This window comes from Asanoa ishikariensis, from assembly GCF_900107455.1.
Taxonomy (GTDB): Bacteria; Actinomycetota; Actinomycetes; order Mycobacteriales; family Micromonosporaceae; genus Asanoa; species Asanoa ishikariensis.
Genome location: NZ_FNQB01000003.1, coordinates 743,192 through 760,172 on the forward strand (window position 1 = coordinate 743,192; position 16,981 = coordinate 760,172).

The 16,981-nt window shown below is 72.8% G+C and carries 17 protein-coding genes; 13 read left to right on the top strand and 4 right to left on the bottom strand.

Features of this window, described 5'->3' with window-relative positions:
• From BLV39_RS27470 to BLV39_RS27485, 4 genes are read left to right on the top strand one after another with little or no spacing between them, the layout of a single operon-like run.
• On the top strand, positions 1–717 hold the full coding sequence (locus tag BLV39_RS27470) for an ABC transporter ATP-binding protein (RefSeq protein ID WP_090799090.1): 717 nt from the start codon (positions 1–3) through the stop codon (positions 715–717).
• A complete protein-coding gene (locus BLV39_RS27475) occupies positions 714–2,021 on the top strand; it encodes an FtsX-like permease family protein (RefSeq protein WP_090799093.1) in 1,308 nt (435 codons plus the stop codon). The genes BLV39_RS27470 and BLV39_RS27475 overlap by 4 nt, the downstream gene beginning before the upstream one ends.
• Positions 2,018–3,235, top strand: a complete 1,218-nt coding sequence (locus BLV39_RS27480; protein ID WP_090799095.1) for a sensor histidine kinase — start codon at positions 2,018–2,020, stop codon at positions 3,233–3,235. The genes BLV39_RS27475 and BLV39_RS27480 overlap by 4 nt, the downstream gene beginning before the upstream one ends.
• Before the next feature lies 1 nt (position 3,236).
• Positions 3,237–3,878 (top strand): response regulator transcription factor, encoded by a 642-nt coding sequence (locus BLV39_RS27485; RefSeq protein WP_090799096.1) that lies wholly within the window; start codon positions 3,237–3,239, stop codon positions 3,876–3,878.
• A 28-nt stretch (positions 3,879–3,906) separates the two neighbouring features.
• Here the strand turns inward: BLV39_RS27485 and BLV39_RS27490 are convergent, their stop codons facing one another.
• Together BLV39_RS27490 and ku are read right to left on the bottom strand one after the other, a co-directional pair.
• On the bottom strand, positions 3,907–4,878 hold the full coding sequence (locus tag BLV39_RS27490; RefSeq protein ID WP_176985098.1) for a Gfo/Idh/MocA family protein: 972 nt from the start codon (positions 4,876–4,878) through the stop codon (positions 3,907–3,909).
• A gap of 23 nt (positions 4,879–4,901) precedes the next feature.
• Positions 4,902–5,870: a non-homologous end joining protein Ku gene (ku, locus tag BLV39_RS27495; RefSeq protein WP_090800691.1), complete on the bottom strand. Its 969-nt coding sequence runs from the start codon at positions 5,868–5,870 to the stop codon at positions 4,902–4,904.
• A 114-nt stretch (positions 5,871–5,984) separates the two neighbouring features.
• Between ku and BLV39_RS27500 the strand changes: the two genes are divergently transcribed.
• The gene (locus BLV39_RS27500; protein ID WP_176985099.1) at positions 5,985–7,163 is read left to right on the top strand and encodes an FAD-dependent oxidoreductase; all 1,179 of its coding nucleotides are present in this window, start codon (positions 5,985–5,987) and stop codon (positions 7,161–7,163) included.
• Here BLV39_RS27500 and BLV39_RS27505 read toward each other — a convergent pair.
• Complete coding sequence (locus tag BLV39_RS27505) at positions 7,144–8,070, bottom strand: phytanoyl-CoA dioxygenase family protein (protein WP_176985100.1); 927 nt, start codon at positions 8,068–8,070, stop codon at positions 7,144–7,146. The genes BLV39_RS27500 and BLV39_RS27505 overlap by 20 nt on opposite strands.
• 90 nt (positions 8,071–8,160) lie before the next feature.
• On the opposite strand from BLV39_RS27505, the gene BLV39_RS27510 reads away from it, so the two are divergent.
• The 4 genes from BLV39_RS27510 (at position 8,161) to BLV39_RS27525 (ending at position 11,369) form a co-directional block, all read left to right on the top strand.
• Positions 8,161–8,673 (top strand): toxin-antitoxin system HicB family antitoxin, encoded by a 513-nt coding sequence (locus BLV39_RS27510; protein ID WP_090799102.1) that lies wholly within the window; start codon positions 8,161–8,163, stop codon positions 8,671–8,673.
• Between the two features lie 42 nt (positions 8,674–8,715).
• Entirely contained in the window at positions 8,716–9,558 is an 843-nt protein-coding gene (locus tag BLV39_RS27515; protein ID WP_090799104.1) for a DUF4097 family beta strand repeat-containing protein, read from the top strand.
• 90 nt (positions 9,559–9,648) lie between these two features.
• A complete protein-coding gene (locus BLV39_RS27520) occupies positions 9,649–10,596 on the top strand; it encodes an ATP-binding cassette domain-containing protein (RefSeq protein ID WP_239083446.1) in 948 nt (315 codons plus the stop codon).
• A complete protein-coding gene (locus tag BLV39_RS27525; RefSeq protein WP_090799108.1) occupies positions 10,593–11,369 on the top strand; it encodes an ABC transporter permease in 777 nt (258 codons plus the stop codon). Before BLV39_RS27520 ends, BLV39_RS27525 begins: the two co-directional genes overlap by 4 nt.
• A 154-nt stretch (positions 11,370–11,523) precedes the next feature.
• On the opposite strand, the gene BLV39_RS27530 is transcribed toward BLV39_RS27525, so the two are convergent.
• Positions 11,524–12,102: a TetR/AcrR family transcriptional regulator C-terminal domain-containing protein gene (locus tag BLV39_RS27530; protein ID WP_090799111.1), complete on the bottom strand. Its 579-nt coding sequence runs from the start codon at positions 12,100–12,102 to the stop codon at positions 11,524–11,526.
• Between the two features lie 29 nt (positions 12,103–12,131).
• Between BLV39_RS27530 and BLV39_RS27535 the strand changes: the two genes are divergently transcribed.
• The 4 genes from BLV39_RS27535 (at position 12,132) to BLV39_RS27550 (ending at position 16,902) form a co-directional block, all read left to right on the top strand.
• Entirely contained in the window at positions 12,132–13,373 is a 1,242-nt protein-coding gene (locus tag BLV39_RS27535) for a beta-ketoacyl-[acyl-carrier-protein] synthase family protein (RefSeq protein WP_090799113.1), read from the top strand.
• Between the two features lie 17 nt (positions 13,374–13,390).
• The gene (locus BLV39_RS27540; RefSeq protein WP_090799115.1) at positions 13,391–13,858 is read left to right on the top strand and encodes a hypothetical protein; all 468 of its coding nucleotides are present in this window, start codon (positions 13,391–13,393) and stop codon (positions 13,856–13,858) included.
• A gap of 34 nt (positions 13,859–13,892) precedes the next feature.
• Positions 13,893–14,252 carry a UBP-type zinc finger domain-containing protein gene (locus tag BLV39_RS27545; protein WP_090799117.1) on the top strand — a complete coding sequence of 120 codons (360 nt, stop codon included), beginning with the start codon at positions 13,893–13,895 and terminating at the stop codon, positions 14,250–14,252.
• Between the two features lie 85 nt (positions 14,253–14,337).
• Positions 14,338–16,902, top strand: a complete 2,565-nt coding sequence (locus BLV39_RS27550; protein WP_090799120.1) for a DUF3376 domain-containing protein — start codon at positions 14,338–14,340, stop codon at positions 16,900–16,902.
• The last annotated feature ends 79 nt before the right edge of the window (positions 16,903–16,981 follow it).

Genomic DNA, 16,981 nt, shown 5'->3' on the forward strand with positions numbered 1-16,981 from the left:
ATGGATGACACACCGGTGGTGGCGGACGGTCTGGGACGGCGGTACGGGTCGCGGCTGTGGGCGTTACGGGAGGTCTCGCTGGCCGTGCCGGCCGGTCAGTTCGTGGCGGTGATGGGCGCGACCGGCTCCGGCAAGAGCACGCTGCTGCACTGCCTGGCGGGGCTGGACCGGCCGACGGCGGGCCGGGTCCGGCTGGCCGGCCGGGACATCACCCGGCTGCGCGAGGCGGCGCTCACCCGCCTGCGGCGCGACCGGGCGGGCTTCGTGTTCCAGTCCTACAACCTGCTGTCGACGCTGACCGTCGCCCGCAACGTGCTGCTGCCGGCTCGGCTCGGCGGTCCCCGGGTCGGCCCGGCCGCGCTCGCGGCGATGCTCGACGCGGTGGGCCTCGGTGGGCTCGGCGACCGGCCGGTCGGCGAGCTGTCCGGTGGGCAGCGCCAACGGGTTGCCGTGGCCCGGGCGCTGATCACCCGACCGGCCGTGGTGTTCGCCGACGAGCCGACCGGCGCGCTCGACCCGGCGACCGGCGGCCAGGTGCTCCGGCTGCTGCGGGCGGCCGTCGAGCGGGACGGGATGACGGTGGTGATGGTCAGCCATGATCCGCTGGCCGCCGCGCACAGCGACCGGTTACTGCTGTTGCGGGAGGGTCGGTTGGTGGGCGACACGCGTACACCGGATGCCTCTTCGATCTCGGCCCTGCTGGCGGTGGCGGCGTGAGGGCGGGGATCGCGGCGCAGGCGCTGCGCGCACACCGGTGGGCGTTCGTCGGTCCGGCCAGCACCCAGCTCGTCGCCGCCGTGGTACTGAGCGCGACGTTGACCGTCCAGGTGTCGGTGGACGGCGCCCCCGAGCTGTCGGAGATGCTGACCGCCTTCGCCCTGATCGCGGTCTACCTGACGATCCTGCTGGTCGGGGTGACGATGAACGCGGCGATCGCGCAACAAGCGCGGGACGTCGCGCTGCTGCGCGCGGTCGGCGCCACACCCGGGCGGATCCGGCGTGCGGTGGCGGTGGAGGCGGCGGTGGTCGCGGTGCCCGCCGGGATCGCGGGCTACCTGCTCGGCCTGCTGGCCGGATGGGCCTGGCTGGGCACGTTGGTCGACCACGGCCTCGCGCCCGCGGGTGCACGGTTCACGCCCGAACCGCTGCTGCTGGCGCCGATCCTCGGCATCCTCGTGGTCACCTCGACGGTCGGCGCGCTGATCGCGGCCGTCCGCCCGGCACGGGCCAGGCCCGCGATCGCGCTCGCCGACGCCGCCACCCGGCGACCCCGGTTCACCGCCGTCCGGCTCGGCCTCGGGCTGCTGCTGGTGGCCGGCGGCGTGACGCTCTCGGTGTCGATCGCGGACCTGGCCGCGGACGCGGCGGACGACGCGGCGTTGTTCGTCATGCTCGCGCTCTGCGTCGGCGTCGGCTTGCTCGGCCCGTTCGTGCTGCGGTCCGCGATCGCGGTGGGCCGCCCGCTGCTCGCCCTCGCCGGTGGCACCGGGCGCCTGGCCGCCGACAATGTCGCGGTGCTGTCCCGGGCGTTGTCCGGCGCGCTCGTGCCACTGGTGCTGGCAGTCGCGTTCGCCGCCGTGAAGGTCGCCGTGCACTCCACGACCACGCACGTCACCGGCCGGACCGGGCCAGCCGCGGAGGCCTGGCTGGACTACTCGGGCACCGCGGTCTACTGCCTGTTCGCGGCCGTCGCGGCGGTCAACACCTTGGCCACGGTCGTGGTCGGCCGACGCCGCGACCTCGCCCTGCTGGGGCTGGCCGGCGCGACACGCGGGCGGGTGCTGGCGGTCGTGGTCTGCGAAGCTGGCATCGTGACGGTCACCGGGCTGGTCCTCGCCGCCGGGGTGGCGGGCGTGACGCTGGTGCCGATGGTCCACACGGCGCTGGGAACGTGGACCCCGTACGTGCCACCTTCGACGTTGGCCGCCGGCGTGCTGGCGACCGCCGCCGTGGTCGCCGCCGGCACCGTCCTGCCGGCCGCGCTGTTGACGCGGCGCCCGCCGATCGGGCAAGTCGGGTGAGAGCGGTCCTGCTCGCCCCGTTCACGGCGCGCACGTGGCGCGAGATGGGCTACGCGCTGGCCAGCCTGCTGTTCGCGGCGCCGGCCGTGCTGGTGCCGGCGGCCCTGCTGGTCGCGGCCCCGGCCGCGCTCACCGTCGTCGGCCTGCCGCTCCTGGTCGGGGTGCTGCTGCTGGCCCGCCACCTGCCCGGCTGGTTCGGATTCGTGGCCCGGCCGCTGCTGGGGTGGGACCTGTCGGCGCCGCCGCCGCTGTCGGGTCGCACGGCGGTCGCCCGGGCGCGCGAGGTGCTGACCGACGGGCGGGCCTGGCGGGCGGCCGTGTACGCGTTCGCCAAGGCGCCGCTGGCGGCGGTCACCGCGTACATCACCCTGCTCGGCACGGTCTTCGGGGTTCTGCTGCTGACCTCGCCGCTGTGGTGGGAGGCCGGCATCAGGGATCTGGGCCTGCCGGGCGTCGACAGCCGGCCCGAGACCGGCTACGCGGCGGCGGTCGGCGCGGTCGCGCTGCTGCTGTGCCCGTGGCTGCTGCGGGGGCTGGTCGCGGTCGACCGGAACCTGGCGCTGCTGCTGCTCGGACCCGGCCCCGCCGAGCGGCGGATCGGCGAGCTGGTGACCAGCCGCGCGGCGCTGACCGCCGACGCCGCCACGACGCTGCGCCGGCTCGAACGCGACCTGCACGACGGCACCCAGGCCCGGCTCGTGGCGTTGGGCATGACGCTGTCCCGGATCGAGAAGCGGCTCGGACCGTCCGATGTGGATGAGCTGGTCGGCGAGGCCCGCGCCATGGTGGCCGAAGGGCTCGACGAGCTGCGCGAGATCGTCCGCGGCATCCACCCGCCGGCGCTGGACGCGGGGCTGCCGACCGCCCTCGGAACTCTCGCGGCGCGCAGCGGCCTGCCGGTGTCAGTCCTCGTGGACCTCGATCGGCCGCCAGCGCCAGCCGCCGCGACCACGCTCTACTTCAGCGCGGCGGAGTTGCTCAGCAACGCCGCGCGGCACTCGGGCGCGACCGCGGTGCGGCTGTCGCTCACCGGCGCCGACGGGTGGTTACGGTTGGCCGTGTCCGACGACGGCCGCGGTGGTGCGGCACCTTCGCTTTCGGGTACGGGCCTGCGTGGGCTGGTCGCCCGAGCCCAGGCCCTCGACGGCCGGGTCGAGGTGGCCAGCCCCGACGGTGGACCGACCACCGTGACGATGAGCCTGCCGGCGGCCTGAGATGCGGGTCGTCATCGCCGAGGACAACGCGCTGATGCGCGACGGCATCGCCGCGCTGCTGACCGACCACGACGTGACCGTGCTGGCCGCCGTCTCCGACGGCACCGCCCTGCTCGCCGCCGTCGCGGAACACCGCCCGGACGTGGCGATCGTCGACGTCCGGATGCCGCCGACCTTCACGGACGAGGGCGTCCGCGCCGCGATCGCGATCAAGGCCGCCCACCCGGCGACCGGCGTGCTGGTGTTCTCGCAGTGGGTCGAGACGGTGTACGCCAACGCCCTGCTGCGCGACCACCCGGAACGGGTCGGCTACCTGCTCAAGGACCGGATCGTCAGCACGGCCGCGTTCCTGGACGCGCTGCGCCGGATCGCCGACGGCGGCGTGGCCCTGGACCCGGAGGTGATCCGGCAGTTGTTCGCCGCGCCGGACGCCGGCCTGGCCCGGCTGACCGCGCGCGAGCGGGAGATCCTCGCGCTGGTCGCGGAGGGCCGCTCCAACCCGGCGATCGCCGCCGAGCTCCACCTGGCCGGCCGCAGCGTCGAGAAGCACGTGACGGCCATCTTCACCAAGCTCGACCTGCCGCCGTCCACCGAGGACCACCGCCGCGTCCGGGCCGTCCTCCGCTACCTGGAGGCCCGCTAGCCGATTGCCCGGCCGTGCAGGACCCGCCCTACGTCGGCTCCGCGAGGAGCAGGTCGCGCACCGCGCGCACTCCGACCGCACCGTCGGCGGGCGGCCCGGCGGCTCGGCCGTCGATCGCGGCCAGGACACGGTCGAGCTGTTCCGCGAACGGGTTCGTCGGCGTGAAGTCCAGCGGCTGTCCGTTGAGGACGATCGTGCCCCCGCCCTCGGGGCCGAGGGTGCCTTCGCAGAACGCCGAGCCGCGGTCCCCGAAGAACTCGAGGCGGGTGTACTCCTCGAACTGGATCGAGGCGAGCACGTCGACGCTCGCACCGGACGCGAGTTGCGCGGCGATGACCGCCGACTCGTCGCGCCCGCCCCACCGGGTGGTGTTGAGGACCGACTCGAAGCGGGTCCAGTCGTCCATGTCGTCGCCGAACCACCGGGCCAGGTCGAGGCAGTGGGTGCCGGTGGCCGACAATGACCACCATCGCGCGACGTCGCTGCGTGCCCGCCAGTTGGCCTCGTCGATGGGAAACGACCAGGCCAACCGCATATAGCGGATCGCGCCGAGCGCGCCGTCGAGGATCCGCCGCCGGAGCAGCTCGTGGCCGGCATGACACCGCAGGTGGTAGCTGACCGCGAGCACCAGGCCGCGCTCGGCCGCCAGGTCGACGAGGGTCTGTGCGTCGGCGAGGCTCAAGGCCATCGGCTTCTCGACGATGACGTGCTTGCCGGCGCGCAGGCTCGCCTCGGCCTGCGGGAAGTGCAGCCCGTCCGGCGACGCCACGACGACCAGGCCGATGCCGGGGTCGGCGAGGAACGCGTCGAGGTCGTCGTACGGCGTGGCGGCGTCGACCTCCAATGTGGTCAGAAAGTCCCGCGCCGCGTCGAGGCGCCGGGACAGCACCCCCGCCAGGCGCGCCCCGGCCGCCGCGGTCACCACCGGCCCGTGACACGTGGCGGCGATGTAGCCGGTGCCGATGATGCCGACACCGATCTGATCCGTCGTTGGATTCACCCGAGCCCCCGCTGGTGAGTTGATCAGGCCGCGCGGCCGGATTTCTTGGCCGTGGCCTTCCTGGCGGTCGTCTTCTTCGCGGCCGCCTTCTTCGTCGTCGTGCTCTTCTTGGCCGCGGTCTTCTTCGCCGGCGCCTTCTTCGCGGCCGTCTTCCTCGCGGGCGCCTTCTTCGCGGTGCTCTTCCTGGCCGGCGCCTTCTTCGCGCTGCCCCGACGGGAGCGCGCATCCTCGACGCTGCGGCGCAGGACGTCCATCAGGTCGCTGACGCCGGTCGCCGCCGGGGCGGCCTCGGTCGCGGTGATCTCCTGGCCGGCGTGCTTGGCCTCGATGAGCTCGTTGACCCGATCCGTGTACGTGTCGCGGTACTCCTCGTGCTTCCAACCGCCGGTCATCGAGTCGATGAGCTGGCCGGCCATGCTGACCTCGGCCGGCTTGAGCTTGATCTTGCCCGGGATGTCGCCGATGTCGGCCGCGTCGCGCACCTCGTCCGCGAAGTACATGGTCTGGAGCACCAGCACGTCGCCCACGCCGCGGATGGCGGTCAGGTATTCCTTGCCGCGCATGACCAGCGTGCCGATCGCCGCGCGGCCGGCATCGGCCATCGCGTCACGGAGCAGCGCGTAGGTGCGGGCCGACTCCTCCCGACCGGGGCCGAGATAGTAGGCCTTCTGGTAGGAGATCGGGTCGATCTCCTCGAGGTCGACGAACGTGTGGATCTCCAGGCTGCGGGACCGGCCGGGCGCGATGGAGTCGAGCTCGTCGGGGTCCAGGATCACGTAGTCGCCGCCGCCGACGTCCGCACCCTTGACGATGTCGGCGTACTCGACCTCTTTGCCGGTGCGTTCGTTGACCCGCTGGTAGCGGATGCGGTCGCTGGTGTCCTTCTCGAACTGGTGGAACGAGACCTCGTGCTCACGGGTGGCCGAGTACATCCGCACCGGGACCGCCACCAGTCCGAAGCTGATCACCCCGCTCCAGATCGGACGTGCCATCGCCACCACCTCCAGCCGAATCGGTATACCCGTGAGCCTCGCACCGCAACCAGGGCAGCCGCTAACAAACAAGCGTCTTGCACACTTGTCTAAGACGTGCGTACCATCCTCGGTATGACACGCATCGCGAACGCGAAGGTCCTGGTTTCGGGTGCCGGCATCGCTGGGACGGCGCTGGCCTGGTGGCTGGCCGAGCACGGCGCGCGGGTGACCGTAGTCGAGCGGGCGGACGCACCTCGCGACGGCGGCTACAAGGTCGACATCCGCGGCGCGGCGCTCACCGTGATCGAGCGGATGGGCCTGCTCGACGCGGTCCGCTCCCAGCGCACGGGCGTGCGCACCGGGTCGGTGGTCGACGCGACCGGGCGGCGGGTGGCCAGCATGGACGCCGACACCTTCGGCGGGCGGGTGCACGACGACGCCGAGCTACTCCGCGGCGACCTGGCCCGGTCGCTGCGCGAGGCCACCGGCGACCGGGTCGACTACCGGTTCGGCGACGCGATCACGGCTCTCGGGTCGGCGGTGACCTTCGAGAGCGGGCGGCAGGAGACCTACGACCTGGTGGTCGGGGCTGACGGGCTGCGCTCGCGGACCCGCGAGCTGGCTTTCGGCGAGGGCGGGGTGCACGACCTCGGCCACTACGTCGCGATCTACTCGGTGCCCAACCACCTCGGGCTCGACCGCGAGGAGCTGACCTACGTCGGGCCGGGGCGCACCGCGCTGGTCTACAGCACCGCCGGCCAGACCGACGCCAAGGCGATGTTCCTGTTCACGGACCCGGGCGGCGCGCGTCCGCGCGGACGCGAGGAGCAGGAGGCCTTCCTGGCCGAGGCGTACGCCCACGAGGGCTGGGAGGTGCCGCGCCTGCTCGACGCTCTGGCCGGCGCCGACGACTTCTACTTCGACTCGATCAGCCAGGCCCGGCTCGACGGCTGGTCCCGGGGTCGGGTGACGCTCGTCGGTGACGCCGCCTACTGCGCCTCCCCCGCGTCCGGCCAGGGCACCAGCCTCGCGCTGGTCGGCGCCTACGTGCTGGCCGGGGAGCTCGCGACCGCCGGGTTGGACGACGGCCCACGCCGCTACGAGGAGCGGATGCGCCCGTTCGTCGAGCGCAACCAGCGGCTCGGGCCGGCCAACATCAAGCGGATGGTGCTGCGCAGCCGCGGCCAGGTCCGGATGTCGATGGGCATGCTCGCCGTCCTGAACCGGCTGCCGGGCAAGGAGCGCCTGCTGGCCAAGGTCGTCGAGCCCATCCACCGGGCCGCGACGGCGATCACCCTGCCGGTCTACTGAGCGTCGGGGACCAGGGTGAGAGGTCGAGGTTCGGGTAGCGCAGTGCCATGCCGGCCAGGGTCTCGGGCGTCCAGTAACGATGACCGGGCGGCGGGAAGCCGAGGGCCTGGAGTTGACGCGGCGTAGCTCGGCCGACGAAGTCGACCCACTCGCTCGTGTAGCTCTTCACCGCCCAGCCGACCCGATGTCCCCACTGCAGGCTGGACGGCCGGAAGCCCAGATGCATGCTGTAGCGGGCTCCCCGGGGTGCGGTGAGCTGCGTGCCACGGTGAAAGGTCCCGGGCTCGAAAGCGATGACGGTGCCCGCGGGTCCCGCTCCGGACACTTCCGCCGCGTAGAGTTCCGGATCGGCCTGAGCCACGAAGCGGCCGGCACCCCCCTGGCCCGGCCGCAGCAGCCAGTTGGGCACGGCGGGCAGGTCGGCGGTGTGCTCGCGGGAGACCAGGTGCGGCGGTCCGAGGTCGTCGGGAACGTCGTTGAGGAAGACGAACATCTCGACCTGCTGGCAACCCGGCGTGGTGCTGGGAACCAGGACGGTGTGGTTGAGGTAGTCGCGGTGCAGATCCTGGTCGTAGTCGCAGGCGCCGGTGTATTTGGCCCAGGCCTCCGCACCGTAGAGGTGAACGTCGTCGTCCTCCAGCAGGGCCGCGGCCAACGCCAGGATGCGGTGGTGCACGGCCAGCAGGCTGATCTCCGTGCTGGCGAACGGGAAGGTGTCGATCCCGGCGAACTCGTCGCCGAGGAAACGCTCACGACGCGGGTCGGTGCCGTCATGGAACTCGTCGGCAGAGGGGAACAGCAGGTTTAGCTCCTGCACCGCGGAGGTCAACTCCGCCGCGGGCAGGAAGCCCGGGAGGATCACGAAGCCGTCGCTCTTCCAGGTCCGCTCCGCGCCCGCGAGGTCCATCGGCCCAGGATCGGCGAGAAGAGATCGACGGGCAACCAGTTTTCGATGCCTCCCTTGCGCGTGGTGCCATCGTGGTGCCATAGTAGTGCCATGGACCTGACGCCCTACGTCGACAAGCTCCGCGAGGAGCTGGCCGTCGCCGCCGAAGCCGGTGGCGACGACGCCCGCGCCCTCGCCGAGCGACTGACCGCCCCGCTGGACTCGGCCGTCCGCCTGGCCTTTCTCGAGGCGCTGTCGGCCGCGGCCGACGAGATCACCCGCGAGCTCGCGCCCGGCTCGGTCGACGTGCGGCTGCGCGGCCGCGACCCCCAGTTCGTGGTGTCAGTGGTGCCAGGTGGCACCACGGAGGCACCACGCCCCGCCGCCACACCTGTTGACGATGCCGCTCTCACCGCCGGCGCCGCCTCCGCCCGGATCAACCTGCGCCTCCCCGACGAGCTGAAGTCCCGCGTCGAGGCGGCCGCCGGCCGGGCGCACGTCTCCGTCAACACGTGGCTGGTGCGCGCGGCCGCCACCGTCCTCGACGCCGACCAGCACCCGCGCACCGCCGCCACCCACCTCGGTGACGACGGCGGCCAGCGGTTCACCGGCTGGGTCCGCTGACCTCTTCCCCACCCGACCAGACACCCACACGAGGGGACCACCATGCCTACCTTCACCACCCCCGGCCCGATCGACGTCAACCTCAGCCTGGTCGTCGCCCAGGTGCGGATCACCGCCGGCGACCGCGACACCACCGAGGTCGAGGTGCGGCCCGGCAGCTCGTCGGCCAGCTCGACCAAGATGGCCGAGGAGACCCAGGTCGAGTACGCCAACGGCCAGCTACGGGTCCGCACTCCCAAGAACCTGACCCGGTGGCTGGGCGCCAAGAGCGGCCGGATCGAGGTCGAGATCGCGCTGCCGGCGGGCTCCCGGCTCGACGGCGACAACGGCGCCGGTGACCTGGACGCCGAGGGTTCGCTGGGCGAGACCCGCTACAAGACCGGATTCGGGGCGATCCGGCTCGCCGAGACCGGCCGGCTGCGGGTCAACACCGGCGCGGGTGACATCACGGTGGCCCACGTGAACGGCGACGCCGAGGTCACCACCGGCACCGGCCGGCTGCACATCGGTGCCGTCGACGGCACCGCGACGGTCAAGAACTCCAGCGGCGAGACCTGGGTCGGCGAGGTCGGCGGGGCGCTGCGGGCCAACTCGGCCAACGGCGACATCGCGGTGGACCGCGCCCGGGGCGGCGCCGCGCTCAAGACCGCCAACGGCAGCCTCCGGGTGCTGGAAGCCGTGCGCGGCCGGGTCTCCCTCGAGACCGCGGCCGGGTCACTCGAGGTGGGCATCCCGACCGGCACCGCCGCCTGGCTCGACCTGGACGTCAAGAACGGCGCCGTGCGCAACACGCTCGGCGGCTCGTCCGGCCCGGTCGAGGGCGACGAGACGGTCGAGGTGCGCGCCCGCACGTACTTCGGAGACATCATGATCCACCGGGCCTGACGCCCCTCCCGCTTTACCTACCGCCGAGCCGCGGCAGCGTTGCTGCCATGGCTACCAATGCTGCCCTGGTATCAAAGAAAGGAACACACCATGAGCGCGATCGAGGTGTCCGGCCTGCGCAAGGCGTACGGCAAGCACACCGTCCTCGACGGCATCGACCTGCACGTCGCCGAGGGAACGGTCTACTCGCTGCTCGGCCCGAACGGCGCCGGCAAGACCACCACCGTCGAGATCCTGACCACCCTGCAGGCACCGGACGCCGGCTCCGTCACCGTCGCCGGGCACGACCTGGCCACCGACCCCGAGGGCGTACGCCGCTCGATCGGTGTCACCGGCCAGTTCTCCGCCGTCGACAACCTGCTGACCGGCGCGGAGAACCTCCAGTTGATGGCCGACCTGCTGCACCTCGGCAAGCGCGCCGGGCGGGAACGGGTGGCCGAGCTGCTGGAACGGTTCGACCTGGTCGACGCGGCGGGCCGGATCGCGACCACGTACTCCGGCGGTATGCGGCGCCGGCTCGACCTGGCCATGACGCTGGTCGGCCGGCCGCGGATCATCTTCCTCGACGAGCCGACCACCGGGCTCGACCCGCGCAGCCGGCACACCATGTGGCAGAGCGTCCGGGACCTGGTCGCCGCCGGCACCACGATCTTCCTCACCACGCAGTACCTGGACGAGGCCGACCAACTCGCCGACCGCATCGCCGTGCTCAACGGGGGCGTGCTGGTCGCCGAGGGCACACCGGCCGAGCTAAAGCGGCTGGTGCCGGGTGGCCACGTGCGGCTGCAGTTCAGCGACCCGGCCCGGCTCGAGCACGCGGCCGTGCGGTTCGCCGACGGCACCCGGGACGACGAGGCGCTCACCCTCGACGTGCCCGGCGACGGCGGGGTGGGCACGCTGCGTACCCTGCTCGACCGCCTTTCCCACGAACGGGTCGAGCCGGACGGCCTCTCGGTGCACACCCCCGACCTCGACGACGTCTTCCTCGCCCTGACCGCCAAGTCCCCGACTCTGTACACGAAGGACGGTGTGCGATGACCACCACGATGATCGACTCGGTGACGATGTTCCGCCGGGATCTCAAGCACGCCCTGCGGTACCCGGTGATGACCATCAGCGGCATCGGCACGGCGGTGCTCTTCCTGCTGCTGTTCGTCGGCGTCTTCGGCAACGCGCTCGGCGCCGACTTCCTGCCGGCCGGCGCCGGTCGCTACATCGACTACGTGGCGCCCGGGGTCATCCTGATGGCCGCCGGCACCGGCACGGCGGCGACCGCCATCAAAATCAACCAGGACATGCTCGAAGGCATCATCGCCCGGCTGCGCACGATGTCCATCGCCCGCATGTCGGTGCTCACCGGCCAGGTGATCGGCAGCCTCGTCCGTACCCTGCTCAGCGGCATCCTGGTCGTGCTCGTCGCCGTCGCCCTCGGCTTCCGCCCGTCGGCGACCCCGGTGGAATACCTGGCGGCGTTCGGTGTCTTCGCGATGCTGACGTTCGCGCTGACCTGGATGGCGGTGGCGTTCGGGCTGGCCACCAAGACGGTGGCGGGCGCCAACAGCCTCACCCTGATCCTCCAGTTCCTGCCGCTGATCTCCAGCGCCTTCCTCCCCACGGACTCGATGCCGGCCGGAGTGGCCTGGTTCGCCGAGCACCAGCCGTACACGCCGATCATCGAAACCCTGCGCGGCCTGCTGATGGGCTCGGGCATCGGCGACAGCGCCTGGTGGGCGTTGGCCTGGTGCGTGGTCCTGGCTGCGGGCGGCTTCTTCTGGTCACGCGCCCTCTACAACCGCCCCCGCGGCGCCTGACGGCGCAAGCAAGGGTCCCTTGTTAACGGTTTCCGCAGCGCAAGGGACCCTTACTAACTCGCCGGACCCGGCGTGGCCAACTGGCCCGCCGGGTCCGCCGCGCGCGGCGAGGCGGCCGCGCGGTCCCGCCACGTGGCAAGGCCGCGGCGCGAAGTCAGTCGTGGACGGTGAGAACGCCCGCCACGTCGACATCGGCGGAGGTGCCTGGGTAGCCGGACTCGGCTATCAGCCGTGCACCCAGCACGGCGCTCCAGAACGTGCGGGCCTCGACCTCCGGCGTGCGGTCGACGGACCAGCCACGCCGGTGCAGGATCGCGGTCAGGTAGTGCTCCGCCTGGCGGAACAGGACCGTCAGGTTCTGCTCCGCCAGCGTCCGCAGTTCCGGGCGTCGGCGGGTGATCGACATCGCCTCGACCACCGCGGGCAGCGAAGGCAGCGCGAGCGCCGTGCGGGACAGCGCCACCCGGAACGCCGCCGGGGTGCGCTGGCGGCGGCCGATCGGCTCCAGTCGCGCCGCGTCGCGCAAAAACATGAGGAACGCCGCGTGAACGAACAGGGCGTCCTTGGAGCCGAAGTAGTAGGTGATCTGGTTCGGGTGCGCACCCGCCGCGGCGGCGATCTGCGCGACGTTGACCTGGTCAAACCCGCGTTCGGCGAACAGGTCGACGGCCCGGTCGAGGATCAGCGCGCGCGTGCGCCGCCCCCGCGACCTGGGCGGCACGGCGGTAGACATCTCTTAGTTGTATGCGATACAACTAACCCATGTCCACCTCCTCAGTCGATGTCGTCGTCACCGGTTTGGGCGCGACGACCCCGCTCGGCGGCGACGTCGACGCCCTGTGGCAGGGCATGCTCGCCGGCCGGTCCGGTGTCCGCCGGATCGACGACCTGGTCGCCGGGTACGCCTTCGCCGACGACCTGCCGACGAAGATCGGCGCCCCGATGGCGGTCTCCCCCGCCGACGCGCTGACCCGCGTGCAGGCCCGCCGCATGGACCGCGCCGAGCAGGCGGCCTTCGTCGCCGCTCGCGAGGCCTGGACCGCGGCCGGCACGCCCGAGGTCGAGCCCGAGCGCCTGGCGGTGGCGATGGGCACCGGGATCGGTGGCGTCACCACGCTGCTCGACCAGGACGACCTGATCGAGGAGCGCGGGCCGGGCAAGGTCTCGCCGCTGACCATCCCGATGATCATGCCCAACGGCCCGGCGGCCTGGATCAGCATCGAGTACGGCGCCCGCGCCGGCGTCTACACACCGGTGTCCGCATGTGCGTCCGGCGCCGAGGCGCTGGCGCTGGGCGCCCGGCTGATCCGTGACGGCGAGGCCGACGTGGTGATCGCCGGCGGCGCCGAGGCGGCCATCAAACCGCTGACCATCGCGGGCTTCGCACAGGCCCGCACGCTGAGCCGGCGCAACGACGACCCGGCCGCCGCCTCCCGGCCGTTCGACACCGGCCGCGACGGCTTCGTGCTCGGCGAGGGTGCCGGCGCGATGATCCTGGAGCGCGCCGACTTCGCCGCCGCGCGTGGCGCCCGCGTGCTGGGCCGACTGGTCGGCTTCGGCATCACCGCCGACGGCTACCACATCACCGGGCCCGACCCGACCGGTGCCGGCCAGATCCGGTCGATCCGCAAGTCCCTCGCCGACGCGGGCCTCGAGCCCGCCGACATCGTCCACGTCAACTGCCACGCCACGTCCACCGTCGTCGGCGACGTCGGCGAGTCGGCCGCCGTGTGCGCGGCGCTCGGCCCCGACGCGGTGCTGACCGCGCCCAAGTCGAGCATCGGCCACCTGGTCGGAGCGGCCGGAGCGGTCGAGGGCATCGTCGCACTGCTCTCGGCGGTCGAGGGCGTCATCCCGCGCACCCTCAACCTGGAGACCAAGGACGCCGAGGTCGCCCTGGACGTCGTGACGGGCCAGACCCGCACGGTCCGCCCTGGCCCGGTGCTGAGCAACTCCTTCGGCTTCGGAGGCCAGAACGTGTCCGTGATCTTCGCTCCGGTGTAAAAGATAGGCTGCGACTGGTGAGACGACAGTGGAGTGCGCTGCCCGCCTCGGCGCGACCGATCGCGGACGCCGCCGACGACGCGGTGCTGGCGGTCGGGGCCCGCGACACGGAAGCGTTCGAGTCCGCGATCGCGCGCCTGTCCGCCGTCGACCCGGCGCAGGTGGGCCTGCTGCTCGGCACCGTCGTACGCCATGCACTCGAAGAAGGTCACCCGGACGGGCTGGACAGCTCCGACGTGCGGGACACCCTGACCGCGATGGTGACCGGAGCCCGCGAATGGCAGGCGGAGGTCGACCCGCAGATCGTGCTGCTGCTGCTCGCCGGCGCCCTGGGCGTGCACGAACCCGACCCGGACGAGCCCGCGCTCAAGCCCGACGTCTCGGCGCGGCACGGCGTCCTGCTGGTGGCGCACCTCGTCGACCCCGGCACGTTCGCGGCGCGGCTGGAGCGGGCCGCCACCGAGTTGGCCCAGCACGCCGAATGACGGCGCGCTACGTTGACCTTGTGGGAGCGACACTGTGCTGAGGCGCCACCGTGGGGATCCTGACGACGAACGCCACGACAAGCCGTTGCGGCTGTTCCGGCAGCTCGCGCGGTCCGGGCAGTTGCCCGTCTACCAGCCCGAGCTGTGCGGGCACCTCAACGAGGCGCCGGCTCGGGACGTCGACCATCCGACGACCTGCGAGGACCACCTGCCGACCGACGAGCCGGTGGTGCACCTGCGGGTCTGCCTCACCTGCGGCCATGTGGGCTGCTGCGACTCGTCCGTGCCGCGGCACGCCACCAAGCACGCGCACGCGACCAGCCATCCGGTGATCCAGTCGGCCGAGGTCGGCGAGTCGTGGCGCTGGTGCTATCCGGACGAGCTGCTCGGCTGAACCGGCCACCGTCGCCCGCCGATCATGTAATCCTTTTGCGAGGTATGCCCGTATTTCCGACGCGGGCACCGAGCAGGAGCGGGCGATGCAGACCACGACCCATCCCACTGAGCTGCGCTTGGCGCTCGTCTTCAACGGCGGCGTCAGCCTTGCCGTCTGGATGGCCGGCGTCACCCACGAGCTCGACCGCCTCCGCCGGGCCGAGGGACCGTGGCGCGACCTGTGCCGGGACGCAAACGCCACGGTCGTCGTCGACATCATCGCGGGTACGAGCGCCGGCGGCCTCAACGGCACCCTGCTCGCCTGCGCCGTCGCCGCCGGCGAGCCGCTGCCGACCGAACTGCGCGACCTGTGGGTACGGGACGCCGCGCTGACGACCGGCAAACTACTCGACGACACCGCCGAGACCCCGCAGAGTCTGCTCGACGGCGGCTACCTCACGAAGATGATCCGTTCCGTCGTCCGACCCCGGGCACAGCGTGTGGCGCAACGCGGCGGCCGGCCGCGCGAACCGGTCACGCTGTTCGTGACGGCGACCGCCACCGGCGGACCGCAACCGCGCGGCACCGACGCGCTCGGCCAGCACTTCGGCTACGAGGACCACCGCCGGCTCTACCGGTTCGTCGCCGACGCCCAGCGCCAGGTGCACGACCCGGAGGTCGGCCCCCACCCGACCGTCCGCAACGACTTCACCGCGGACGAGGCCCTGGTCACCGCGGCCCGGGCGTCGGCGGGGTTCCCCGGCGCCTTCCCGCCCGTCAGCGAGGAGCCGCTGCTCGCCCTCCCCCAGTTGCGGGTACACCCGGACGTGCCGGACCTGCGCGACCTGCCGACGTTCCTCATGGACGGCGGCGTGCTGGACAACGCCCCGTTCGCGCCGGTGGTCGAGGAGATGGGCCAGCGCACGATCAACGGCCCGTACCGGCGCGTCCTGGCCTACGTGGTGCCGAGCTCGGGGGTCCGCGGCGCCGTGGTGCCCGCCCGTGACGTCGCACGGCTGCGCCCGCCGCTGCACGCGGTCGTCTCCGGCTCGCTCAACCTGCCGCGCGAGGTGGACTTCCGCACCGACGTCGACGAGCTCGACAATCGCCTCGCGGCGGCCTCGGAGTCGCCCGTCGACCGGCTGTTCGACCGGCTTCCCGACGAGGGTCTGCTGGCCACCGCGGCCGAGCTGATCCAGGAGTACCGGCAGGCGCGTACCGTCGACGGGATCTGGAAGGCCCGCCGGTTGCTGCGGCGTCGCCCGCTCGCCACCGACCTGAGCCGCCCGTCGCGCATCGACGCCGCCGGTCTCGACACCCTGTGGGTGCCGCCGGCCGGCACGCCGCTCGGCCACGCGCTCGACGGTCCCCTGTGGACCTGGGGAGTCTCCGCGGCCCAGCAGGTCGTCACGACGCTGCTGCGCGAGGTGCGGCGGCACCTCAACGGCGACAAGTCGGCGCCGGCGTGCGCGGAACCGCAGCAGTTGGCGCTGAGCCTGAGCGCGGCGCTCACGAAGATCCTGGCGATCGACGACGCGGTCCGTCGCGCGACCCTGTCCCGCGCCGCCCTGGAGGGGATCGGCCCTTCCGCGTCCGACGAGGAGATCGCCGGGCTGGTCAACGCGGTCTTCGCCGAGCAGCGGGTACGGGAGCACCTGCTGGTCGTGGTGCGGTCGGCGACCGCCGCGTACGCGGAGTCGGTCGGCACCTCCGCGGCCGCGGTCGTCGAGCGGGCGCTGGCGGCGGAGGTGCTGTCGCGGGCGTTCGCGGCGCCGTCGGTGCGCCCGCACACACCGCCGTTCGACTTCGTGCGGATCGGGCCGGACGTGGACAGCCCGCTGGTCGCGCTCGGCGACTACCGCGACGCCGGCGAACGCAAGCTGTTCGGGACGCGGGTCGGCCACTTCGGCGCGTTCGCGACCGAGGACGCGCGGGCGCACGACTGGTTGTGGGGCCGGCTGGACGCCGCGGCCCACCTGGTCCGGCTCGTGTTGCACGACCAGCCCTCGGCCGCGGTCTCGCGGCGGGTCGCCGAGGTGCAGATGGCGATCCTGGACGACGAGGCCGGCCGGGCGGGTGCCGCCGATGGCGCCGCGCTCGTGGCCCGGCTGGCCGCGGCGCACCACCGGGTCACCGGGGACAACCGCGAGCTGGTGCGGTCCTTCCTGCGTACGGACGCCGGGCGGGCCACCGCCACCGGGGTGGCGCGGTCGGCGACCCGGTTGCTCACCCACGGGTGTTTCGAAGCGGTCAACCCGGCCGCGCCGGCTGCCCCGACGCGGGCCGCCTGGCAGCACACCGTGGAGGCGGTGGTGGCCGACGACCGCCCCGCCGAGCTGTCCTTGTCGAACCGCCTGGCGCGGGCATCCACCGGGCCACTGCGGTCCGGGCTGTGGAGCGCGCTGCGCGACGACCCGACCCGCGTCGCCACCCGCCTGCGGAACCGGCTGATCCTGCTGCTGCTCGGCGTCGCCGGCCTGGTGTTCACGCTCGGCGGCCTGGTCGGCGCGGCCGTGGCGCTGTACCACAGTGGCGACCAGGTGTTCCGGTGGACGGCGTTCGGGCTGGTGCTGGCGGTGCTGGTCGGCTTCCTGACGGCGGCGCTGCGGACGCTGGCCGCAGTGGACCCGCCGCCTGAGCCCGAGCGTCCGGCGACTGCGACGCTCTGAGTTTCGAGAGCAGTTTCGCTTTGCCGACCAGGGGTGTACGGTGCCGAGACAGGCCCTTGGATCGAAGGTTTTCGAAACT